Genomic DNA, 10,560 nt, shown 5'->3' with positions numbered 1-10,560 from the left:
GGCGGAGCGGAAGTGCGCCGACAGCTCCTCGACGCCGACCCCGGCCAACGTGTCGATCACCACCCGGCGGGGGGCGGGAGTGAGCTCGACCATGTTGGTGATGCCGAGGACGACCGCCCCGGACGCGGTGCCGGAGGCGCAGCCGGGGATCGAGTCCTCCAGCACGACGGTGTCCTCCGGGGACACACCGAGACGCCGGCAGGCGGTCAGGTAGGGCTCGGGGTCGGGCTTGCCACGGGTCACCTCGTCACCGGCGACCACGACGTCGAAGGTGCCCTCGGGCAGCCGCTCCAGGACGGCCTCGAGGATCACCCGGTAGGAGGCCGAGACCAGCGCGCACGGGATGCCGGCGACGCGCAGGTCCTCCAGCAGCTCCTCCGCGCCCGGGCGCCAGTCGATCGGCAGCGAGCGCAGGTCGACCACCACCCGCTCCACCAGCCGATCGACCACGAAGGACGGGGTGAGGTCGGTGCGTCCCCCCGGCGTGGCGGCGACCGCCTCGGCGATGATCCGGCCCGACTCCTCCAGCGCGTTGCCGACCAGGGTGTGGGCCTGGGCGTCGCTCCAGGTGCCGCCCCACTGCGGGATCAGCGCGTGCTGGGCCCGCATCCACAGCGGCTCGGAGTCGACGAGGGTGCCGTCGAAGTCCCACAGCACGGCGGCGGGACGGTCGATCGGGGCGGCGGGCGGCTGGCTGGCGGCGTCAGTAGTCATGGCCCGGCCATTGTGGCAGCCGGGCACCAGCCGGGCGGCCGGTTCTCGGCCCTTCGACAGGCTCAGGGCGCTGTGGGTGGTCAGGCGGTGGGCGCTGTGGGTGGTCAGGCGGTGGGCGCTGTGGGTGGTCAGGCGGTCGGGCGCGGGGAGGGCCCTGCGAAAGGGGCAGGGCGTTGCGGCTCAGTCGTCGGGGTCGTAGCCGAGGTTGGCCGATAGCCAGCGCTCGGCGGTCGGCAGGTCCCAGCCCTTGCGCTCGGCGTAGTCGGCCACCTGGTCGCGTCCGAGCCGACCGACCACGAAGTACTGCGCCTGCGGGTGGGAGAAGTACCAGCCCGACACCGAGGCGCCCGGCCACATCGCCATCGACTCGGTCAGCGTGATCCCGGTGCTGGCCTCGACGTCCAGGAGCCGCCACAGCGTCTCCTTCTCGGTGTGCTCGGGACAGGCCGGGTAGCCCGGGGCGGGGCGGATGCCGGTGTAGCGCTCGGCGATCAGGTCCTCGTTGCTCAGCCGCTCCGCCGCGGCGTGGCCCCAGAACTCGGTGCGCACACGCTCGTGCAGCCGCTCGGCGAAGGCTTCGGCCAGCCGGTCGGCCAGCGCCTCGGCCAGGATCGCGGAGTAGTCGTCCAGCGCCTCCTTGAACGCCTGCACCCGCTCGGGCAGGCCGAGCCCGGCGGTCACCGCGAAGGCGCCGACGTGGTCGGCCAGCCCGGTCTGGCGGGGGGCCACGTAGTCGGCCAGCGAGCGGTGCGGGACGCCCTCGCGGTGGTCGCCCTGCTGGCGCAGGTGGTGCAGGGTGGCCAGCACCTCGCTGCGGTCGGCGCCGGTGTAGAGCTCGGTGTCGTCGCCGACCCGGTTGGCCGGGAACAGCCCGTACACCCCGCGCGCGGTGATCCAGCGCTCGTCGACCATCTGCTGCAGCATCGTCCGGGCGTCGCCGTAGAGCCGCCGGGCGGCCTCCCCCGAGGCCGGGGCGTGCAGGATGTCGGGGAAGCGTCCCTTCATCTCCCAGGCGTTGAAGAACGGCTGCCAGTCGATGTAGTCGACCAGCTCGGCCAGCGGGTAGTCGTCGAGGACGTGCACGCCCAGCTGGTTCGGCTGCGGCGGCTCGTACCCCGTCCAGTCGACCGGGGTCGCGCGCCGGCGGGCCTCGGCCAGCGGGATGAGCTTGCGGTCCTGCTTGCCGGCGTGGCGGGTGCGCAGCGCGTCGTAGTCGCGCTTCACATCGGCCAGCAGCGCGGGACGCCGCTCCTCGTGCAGCAGCGCCGCCGCGGTCGGCACCGAGCGGGAGGCGTCCTTCACCCACACCACCGGCCCGTCGTATCGGGGGTCGACCTTGACCGCGGTGTGCGCGCGGGAGGTGGTCGCCCCGCCGATCAGCAGCGGGATGGTCATCTGCTGGGCCTGCATCTCGGCGGCGAAGGCCGACATCTCGTCCAGGCTCGGGGTGATCAGCCCGGACAGCCCGATGATGTCGGCGTCGTGCTCCTTGGCGGCGGCGATGATCTTCTGCGCCGGCACCATCACGCCGAGGTCGACCACCTCGTAGTTGTTGCACTGCAGCACGACGCCGACGATGTTCTTGCCGATGTCGTGCACGTCGCCCTTCACCGTGGCCATGATGATGGTGCCGTTGGTCTCCTTGCGCCGGGACACGGCTCCGGTGCCGTCGGGGTCCCGCTGCGGGGCGGCGGCCTTCTCGGCCTCGATGAACGGGATCAGGTAGGCGACCGCCTTCTTCATCACCCGGGCCGACTTCACCACCTGCGGCAGGAACATCCGCCCGGCCCCGAACAGGTCGCCGACGACGTTCATGCCGTCCATCAGCGGGCCCTCGATCACCTCGATCGGACGCCCGCCGCGGTCGGCGATCTGCTGGCGCAGCTCCTCGGTGTCGGCCTCCACGAAGGCGTCGATTCCCTTGACCAGGGCGTGGGTGATCCGCTCCTGCACCGGCTTCGTCCGCCACTCGTCGGTGGCCTTCTCCGCCGTCTCGCCGGTGCCGCGGAACCGCTCGGCCACCTCCAGCAGCCGCTCGGTGGCGTCGGTCCGGCGGGCCAGCAGGACGTCCTCGATCCGCTCCCGCAGCTCGGGGTCGACCTCGTCCAGCACCACCAGGGCGCCGGCGTTCACGATCCCCATGTCGAGGCCCGCCGCGATCGCGTGGAACAGGAAGACGGCGTGGATCGCCTCACGCACCGGGTTGTTGCCGCGGAAGGAGAACGAGACGTTGGAGATGCCGCCGGACACCCGCGCCCCGGGCAGGTTCTGCTTGATCCAGCGCACCGCGTCGATGAAGTCCAACCCGTAGCGGGCGTGCTCCTCGATGCCGGTGGCGACCGCGAAGACGTTGGGGTCGAAGATGATGTCGTCGGGCGGGAAGTCGAGCTCGTCGACGAGGATCCGGTAGGCGCGCGCGCAGATCTCCTGGCGCCGCTGCAGGGTGTCGGCCTGGCCCTGCTCGTCGAAGGCCATCACCACCGCCGCCGCACCGTGCCGGCGCACGATCCGGGCCTGCTCGCGGAAGGGCCCCTCCCCCTCCTTGAGCGAGATCGAGTTGACGATCGCCTTGCCCTGCAGGCACTTCAGCCCGGCCTCGATGACGGGGAACTTCGAGCTGTCGACCATCACCGGCACCCGGCTGATGTCGGGCTCGGAGGCGACCAGCTTGAGGAAGCGGTCCATCGCGGCGACGCCGTCGAGCATGCCCTCGTCCATGTTGACGTCGATCACCTGGGCGCCGTTCTCGACCTGCTGGGCCGCCACCGACAGCGCGGTGTCGTAGTCGCCGTCCTTGATCAGCGTGCGGAAGCGGGCCGAGCCGGTGACGTTGGTGCGCTCGCCGATGTTGACGAACAGGCTGTCGGCGTCGACGGTGAGCGGCTCCAGGCCCGACAGCCGCAGCGCGGGCCGGACGGTGGCGGGCTCGCGCGGCGGGCGTCCGTGCACCGCCGCCGCGATGGCGCGGATGTGGTCGGGGGTGGTGCCGCAGCAGCCGCCCACCATGTTGACCAGGCCCGCCTCGGCGAACTCGGCCACGATGGCCGCGGTCTCGGAGGCGACCTCGTCGTACTCGCCGAAGGCGTTGGGCAGCCCGGCGTTGGGGTAGCACGAGACGAAGGTGTCGGCGATCCGCGACAGCTCGGCCAGGTAGGGCCGCATCTCCCGCGCGCCGAGCGCGCAGTTGAGCCCGACCAGGAGCGGGCGGGCGTGCCGGACCGAGTGCCAGAACGCTTCGGTGGTCTGGCCGGACAGGGTGCGTCCGGAGGCGTCGGTGATGGTGCCGGAGATGATCAGCGGCCAGCGCCGGCGGTGCTCCTCGAACACCTCCTCGATGGCGTAGATCGCGGCCTTGGCGTTGAGGGTGTCGAAGATCGTCTCGACCACCAGCAGGTCCGCACCGCCGTCGAGCAGGCCCCGGGTGGCGGTCGCGTAGGCCCCGACCAGCTCGTCGAAGGTGACGTTGCGGGCGCCGGGGTCGTTGACGTCGGGGCTGATCGAGGCGGTCCGGTTGGTCGGCCCGAGCGCGCCGGCGACGAAGCGGGGACGTCCGGGGTCGGCGGCGGTGACCGCGTCGGCCTCGGCGCGGGCCAGCCGGGCGGAGACGAGGTTGAGCTCGTAGGCCAGCTCCGACATCCGGTAGTCGGCCAGCGCGATCGCGGTGGCGCTGAAGGTGTTGGTCTCGATGACGTCGGCACCGGCGTCGAGGTACTCGCGGTGGATGCCGGCGATGATCTGCGGCTGGGTGAGGCTGAGCAGGTCGTTGTTGCCCTGCAGGTCGACCGGCCAGTCGGCGAACCGCTCGCCGCGGTAGCCGGCCTCCGAGGGCCGGTCGCGCTGGATCGCCGTGCCCATCGCCCCGTCGATCACCATCACCCGGCGACGCAGCAGCTCGGTCAGCTGCTCGGTGCAGTCGGGGCGCAGCGCGGCGGCGACCGTCCGTGGGACGGTCGTGGGTGCGGGTGCCTGGGTGGCGGTCATGGACGCTCCTGGCGGGACGACGTGGCCGGCCCGGGTCCCGGACCGTCTCCCCAGCCTAGGAAGCGGCACCAGCCCACCCCGGGCTGACCGGATCGTGACACCGCCGCCGCGACGCCCCCGACCCGGCTAGCCCGCCCGCCGCAGCCGCGGGTGGGGGCCTGCGACATAGAGTGGCGGCATGTCCGAGCAGCACCTCATCCCGCTCCGCGAGCTGCGCCGCCCGCTCGTGGTGATGGCCTTCACCGGCTGGAACGACGCCGGCAACGCCGCCAGCCAGGCCGTGGAGCACCTGGGCGACCAGTTCGACGCCGAGCTCGCCTTCGAGCTGGACCCGGACGACTACTACGACTTCCAGGTCAACCGCCCGCAGGTGTCGCGGCCTGAGCCGACCGAGACCGAGATCACCTGGCCGACCACCTCGGTGGAGGTGGCCCGGCTGGACGACCGCGACCTGGTGCTGGTCAGCGGGCCGGAGCCGAACATGCGCTGGCGCCAGTACGCCCGCACGCTGGTGTCGATGATGCGCAGCTGGGACGACCCGCAGGTGATCGTCCTCGGGGCGCTGCTGGCCGACACCCCGCACACCCGGCCGATCCCGGTGAGCGGGTCGACCACCACCGTCACCCAGGCCGAGGAGCTCGGGCTGGAGCTGTCCACCTACGAGGGCCCGACCGGGATCACCGGGGTGATCACCGCCGCCTGCGCCGACGCCGGGATCAAGGTGGTCTCGCTGTGGGCGGCCGTCCCGCACTACGTGTCCCACGCCCCCAGCCCGAAGGCCACCCTGGCGCTGCTCAACCGGGTGGAGGACTTCCTCGGCCAGTCGCTGCAGCTGGGTGACCTGCCCGAGCTCAGCCGGGCCTGGGAGCGCGGGGTGGACGAGCTGGCCAGCGAGGACTCCGAGGTGGCCGAGTACATCGCCACCCTGGAGCGCCAGCAGGACGAGACCGAGCTGCCCGACGCCACCGGCGACGCCATCGCCGCGGAGTTCCAGCGCTACCTGCGGCGCCGCGGGCAGTGAACGACCTGCACCGCTACGCGGTCGGCGTCCGCTGGACCGGCGACCGGGGCACCGGCACCGACGGCTACCGCAGCTACGGCCGCGACCACGTCATCAGCACCGGAGGACGTCCCGACCTGCTCGGCTCGGCCGACCCGACCTTCCGCGGCGACACCGACCGCTGGAACCCCGAGCAGCTGCTGCTGGCCGCGCTGGCGCAGTGCCACATGCTGTCGTTCCTGCACGTGTGCGTCCGCGAGGGCGTGGTGGTGACCGGCTACACCGACGCCGCCGAGGCGACCATGCGCGTCCACCCCGACGGCAGCGGCGAGTTCGTCGAGGCGGTGCTGCGTCCCCGCGTGACGGTGGCCCCCGGCTCCCCCACCGACCTGGACGAGCTGCACCACACCGCGAACGGCCTCTGCTTCATCGCCCGCAGCGTCAGCTTCCCCGTCCGCCACGAGCCGTCCCCGGTCACCACCGCCTGACGCTCCTCCCCCACCGGCGGGCGGGGTCTCAGGCGGAGGTGCCGGCCTCGGCCAGGGTGCGGAGGTGGCGGACCATGGCGTCGGGGTCGTCGGCGCCGAAGACCGCCGAGCCGGCGACGAAGGTGTCGGCGCCGGCCTCGACGCAGCGCTCGATGGTCGACTCGGAGATGCCGCCGTCGACCTGCACCCACACGTCCTTGCCCAGCGGGGCGAGCAGCTCGCGGGTGCGGCGGATCTTCGGCAGGCACAGGTCGAGGAACTTCTGCCCGCCGAAGCCGGGCTCGACGGTCATGATGAGCACCATGTCGAGCTCGCCGAGCAGGGCGGCGTAGGGCTCGACCGGGGTGGCCGGCTTGAGCGCCATCGACGCCCGCGCGCCGAGGCTGCGCAGCTCGCGCGCCAGCCGCACCGGGGCGCGGGCCGCCTCCACGTGGAAGGTGACGCTCTCCGCTCCCGCCTCGGCGTAGGCGGGGGCCCAGCGGTCGGCGTCCTCGATCATCAGGTGGATGTCGAGCAGCTTGTCGGTGCGCGCCCGCAGCGCCTCCACCACCGGCAGGCCGAGGGTGAGGTTGGGCACGAAGTGGTTGTCCATCACGTCGACGTGGACGCCGTCGGCGCTGGCGATCCGGTCGACCTCCTCACCCAGCCGGGTGAAGTCGGCGCTCAGGACGGATGGTGTGATGCGGATCCCCACGGCCCGAACCCTAGCCGGGTCAGCCGGCAAAGCGCGGCGCGGTGGCCACGGCCGCCGCGATCGGCTCGGGCCCGCTGACCAGCTCGAACTGGGCGCCCACGGAGCGGTCGTCGGCCAGGCAGGCAGCCACCACCGCGGCCACGTCGGCGCGCGGGACCGAGCCGCGCTCGACGTGCTCACGCAGGTCCACCCGTCCGGTGGGCTCGTCGTCGGTGAGCTGGCCGGGCCGTACGACCGTCCAGTCCAGGGAGCTGGCCCGCAGCACGGCGTCGGCGTCCCGCTTGGCCTCGACGTAGGCCCGCCAGACCTCGGAGACGTCCTCGCCCAGCGGCTGGTCGACCCCCATCGCCGAGACCTGCACGAAGCGGCGGATGCCGGCCTGCTCGGCGGCTGCGACGGACTTGGTCGAGCCCTCGAGGTCGACGGTGCGCTTGCGCTCGACCTTGCCGTCCGCGCCGGCGCCGGCGGCGAACACCACGGCGTCGCACCCGGCGAAGGCGGCGGCGAAGGCGTCCACGTCGCTGCCCTCGATGTCGAGCAGTCCCACCTCCGCCCCGAGCGCCTCGAGCTCGGCGACGTGGTCGCGGTTGCGGACCAGCGCGACCGGCGTGTGCCCGGCCTCGACCAGCAGGGGGTGCAGCGAACGGGCCACGGACCCGTGGCCTCCGACGACGGCGATGCGGCTCATGTCCCGTGTCTACCCTGTCCGGGCAAGCCCTGCACGGGCCGTGCCGACCCGGGCGTACTGTCAGGTCATGAACCGGGTCGCCCCGTTGAGCGCGTCCGTCCCGCGGGAGAGGCTGGCCCAGCTGCTGGAGGCGCAGCGGGCGCTGGTGCAGGACCTCTCGCTCGCCGACGTGCTCGCCCGGGTGGTCAGCATCGCCCGGGAGGTGTCGGGGGCGCAGTACGCGGCGCTGGCCGTCCTCGCCGCGGACGGGACGCCGGAGGAGTTCGTGCACGCCGGCGGCGACGAGGAGCAGGCGGCCGCCATCGGGCAGCACGCCCGCGGTCGGGGTCTGCTCGGGGCGCTGGTGGACGCCCCGGTGCGGCTGGAGCGGTCGGAGCACCCGCTGTCCGGCGGGTTCGCGCCCGGCCACCCGCCGATGACCAGCTTCCTCGGGGTCCCGGTCCGGGCCCGCTCCGGGGTGGTCGGCAACCTCTACCTGGCCGACCGCGCAGGCGGACCGTTCACCGCCGACGACGAGGCGGTCGTCACCGCGTTGGCCGAGACCGCCGGCAACGCCGTGGACAACGCCCGCCTCTACGACCGGGCGCAGCGCCAGCAGGACTGGCTGCGGGCCTCGGCCGACATCAACCGGCTGCTGGTCACCCTGGCCGCGGACGAGCTGACGGTGCTGCAGCGGCTCTCCGACACCGTGCTGCAGCTGGCCGGGGCCGACGTGGTGAGCGTCGTGCGACCGCTCGACGCCGAGCAGCTGGAGGTGGTCGTGGCCACCGGGGCCGAGGCGCACCGCGTCCGGGGGCTGCGCTACCCGCGCGCCGGCGCGGTCGCCCAGCACGTCATGACCGAGGGCCGCGGCATGCTGCTGCGCCACCTGGACACCGCGCCGACCCCGCCCTGGCTTCACCTGGCGGCCGCCCTGCCCGAGGTGACCAGCGCGATGGCCGTCCCGTTGCAGGGCGGCGGCGCGTCGCGGGGCGCGATCGTGGCCCTGCGGATGGCTGACCGGCCGCCCTTCGACCAGGGCTTGATGGAGATGGCGGGCAACTTCGCCGACCAGGCGGCGCTCACCCTCGAGCTGGCCGCCGCACGGGCGGCTCGGCACCGGCTGGAGGTGCTCGACGAGCGGGACCGGATCGCCCGCGACCTGCACGACCACACCATCCAGCGGCTGTTCGCCGCCGGGCTGCGGCTGCAGAGCGTGGTCGCCTCGAGCGAGGACGGGGTGGTGGCCGAACGGGTCTCCGCCGTGGTCGCGGACCTGGACGCCACCATCGAGCAGATCCGCTCGACGATCGTCGCCCTGGGCGAGACCGCCCCGGACGGCTCGGTCGCCGACCTCGTCCGGCGCACCGTCACCGGCGCGGCGACGGGCCTGCCGGTCCCGCCCGAGACCACCACCAGCGGCCCGCTGGAGACCCTGGACCACCGGCTGCTGGGCGACCTGACCGCGGTGCTGCGGGAGGCGGTGAGCAACTGCGTCCGGCACGCCGGCGCCACGTCCGTCCGGGTCCGGGTGGACGCCGACGCCGGGTGGCTGACGGTCACGGTGAGCGACGACGGCCGCGGTTTCGGCGTCCCCGACCGCCGCAGCGGTCTGGCGAACCTGGAACGCCGCGCCGCCCGGCACGGCGGCACCCTCACCCTGTCGACCGGGCCGGGAGGAGGTGCCAGCCTGCGATGGAGCATCCCGCAGCGCCCCGACGGCCCGGGGTGACCGGCGTCTTCGTGCTCGACGACCACGAGCTGGTCCGGCGCGGGCTGATCGACCTCATCAGCGCCACCGAGGACCTCGCCGTGGTGGGCGAGGCCGCCACCGCCGAGGAGGCGCGCCGCCGGATCCCCGCCTGCGCCCCGACGGTGGCCGTCCTGGACGCCCGGCTGCCCGACGGCAGCGGTATCGACGTGTGCCGGGACGTCCTGGCGGCCCATCCGGAGGTCCGCTGCCTCATCCTCACCTCCTACGACGACGAGGAGACCCGGTCCGCGGCCGCGCGGGCCGGCGCCTCGGGCTACCTGCTCAAGGCCATCCGCGGCAACTCCCTGGTCGAGGCGATCCGGGCCGTGGCGGCGGGCCGCTCCCTGCTCGGCCCAGCCCCCGACCCAGCCCCCGCGCCGGAGCGGCCACCGGCGGCCGAGACCCGGCTGAGCGAGCGCGAGCGGCAGGTGCTCGAGCTCATCGCCGACGGCCTGACCAACCGGGAGATCGCCGAACGGCTCTTCCTGGCCGAGAAGACGGTGAAGAACAACGTCTCCAGCCTGCTGGCCAAGCTCGGGCTGCAGCGCCGCACCCAGGCAGCCGTCTACGGCGACCGACGCCGCACCGGCGGGCCCGCACCCGACTGAGCCGTCCGGCGCCGCAGGGTCGGGACCTTCGGCCCTGTCGGACGGCCTGCCGGCTGACCCATGCTGGGCATGCACCGCCGCCGCCCCGGTCCGGGCCGAGAGCTCGGATCAGGCGCCGGGATCGGGGGACCTCAGGTCGCCGTGGAGGCGGCGGCGGTGCGACCTCCTCGCCGCGGCTCTCAGCCCGTGCGGCGCAGCAGTGCCAGGAACATCGCGTCGGTGCCGTGCCGGTGCGGCCAGAGCTGGACGAAGTCGCCCAGCGCGGCGCCGGACACCTCGGGCAGCAGCGGCGCTGCCGGCACCACCTCGACGTCGTCGCGCCCGGCCAGCACCTCCTGCACCACCTCGACGGTCTCGGCGCGGTGGGGGGAGCAGGTGACGTAGGCCGTCACCCCGCCCGGACGGGTCGAGTCGAGGGCGGCGGTGAGCAGCCGCCGCTGCAGCGGGTGCAGCTCGCGGACGTCCTCGGGCCGGCGACGCCAGCGGGCCTCCGGGCGGCGTCGCAGCGCTCCCAGCCCGGTGCAGGGCACGTCGGCGATCACCTTGGCGAACGAGTCCGGGCGCCACGGCGGGCGGGTGCCGTCGGCGGTGAGCACCAGCGGCGGCTCGGGCCGGGCCCGGACGGCCTGGCGCACCAGCTGGGCGCGGTGCGGCT

General features: G+C 73.9%; 8 protein-coding genes and 1 pseudogene. 4 read left to right on the top strand and 5 right to left on the bottom strand.

Annotated elements, in window-relative coordinates; all coding sequences use genetic code 11:
* On the bottom strand, window positions 1–714 hold a 714-nt coding region (locus DVA66_RS11630), incomplete at its 3' end, for an HAD family hydrolase (RefSeq protein WP_157973968.1).
* 180 nt (window positions 715–894) lie between these two features.
* On the bottom strand, window positions 895–4,695 hold the full coding sequence (gene metH / locus DVA66_RS11625; protein WP_114560238.1) for a methionine synthase: 3,801 nt from the start codon (window positions 4,693–4,695) through the stop codon (window positions 895–897).
* A gap of 178 nt (window positions 4,696–4,873) precedes the next feature.
* Between metH and DVA66_RS11620 the strand changes: the two genes are divergently transcribed.
* Together DVA66_RS11620 and DVA66_RS11615 are read left to right on the top strand one after the other, a co-directional pair.
* Entirely contained in the window at window positions 4,874–5,716 is an 843-nt protein-coding gene (locus DVA66_RS11620; RefSeq protein WP_114560237.1) for a PAC2 family protein, read from the top strand.
* Entirely contained in the window at window positions 5,713–6,183 is a 471-nt protein-coding gene (locus DVA66_RS11615) for an OsmC family protein (protein ID WP_114560236.1), read from the top strand. The genes DVA66_RS11620 and DVA66_RS11615 overlap by 4 nt, the downstream gene beginning before the upstream one ends.
* A gap of 28 nt (window positions 6,184–6,211) precedes the next feature.
* On the opposite strand, the gene rpe is transcribed toward DVA66_RS11615, so the two are convergent.
* Both rpe and DVA66_RS11605 read right to left on the bottom strand, forming a co-directional pair.
* On the bottom strand, window positions 6,212–6,877 hold the full coding sequence (gene rpe / locus DVA66_RS11610) for a ribulose-phosphate 3-epimerase (protein WP_114560235.1): 666 nt from the start codon (window positions 6,875–6,877) through the stop codon (window positions 6,212–6,214).
* 19 nt (window positions 6,878–6,896) lie between these two features.
* Window positions 6,897–7,565, bottom strand: a complete 669-nt coding sequence (locus DVA66_RS11605) for an NAD(P)H-binding protein (protein ID WP_114560234.1) — start codon at window positions 7,563–7,565, stop codon at window positions 6,897–6,899.
* Window positions 7,566–7,632: 67 nt separating this feature from the next.
* On the opposite strand from DVA66_RS11605, the gene DVA66_RS11600 reads away from it, so the two are divergent.
* Together DVA66_RS11600 and DVA66_RS11595 are read left to right on the top strand one after the other, a co-directional pair.
* On the top strand, window positions 7,633–9,276 hold the full coding sequence (locus tag DVA66_RS11600; protein ID WP_198671687.1) for a sensor histidine kinase: 1,644 nt from the start codon (window positions 7,633–7,635) through the stop codon (window positions 9,274–9,276).
* On the top strand, window positions 9,240–9,905 hold the full coding sequence (locus tag DVA66_RS11595; RefSeq protein ID WP_114560232.1) for a response regulator: 666 nt from the start codon (window positions 9,240–9,242) through the stop codon (window positions 9,903–9,905). The genes DVA66_RS11600 and DVA66_RS11595 overlap by 37 nt, the downstream gene beginning before the upstream one ends.
* 179 nt (window positions 9,906–10,084) lie before the next feature.
* Here the strand turns inward: DVA66_RS11595 and DVA66_RS11590 are convergent.
* Window positions 10,085–10,560 (bottom strand): annotated as a pseudogene (locus tag DVA66_RS11590) (RsmB/NOP family class I SAM-dependent RNA methyltransferase); the annotation flags it as partial.

This window comes from Desertihabitans aurantiacus (assembly GCF_003344635.1).
Lineage (GTDB): Bacteria > Actinomycetota > Actinomycetes > Propionibacteriales > Propionibacteriaceae > Desertihabitans > Desertihabitans aurantiacus.
The sequence above is the reverse complement of the archived record's forward strand: the minus strand, read 5'-3'. Positions and strand labels throughout refer to the sequence as shown.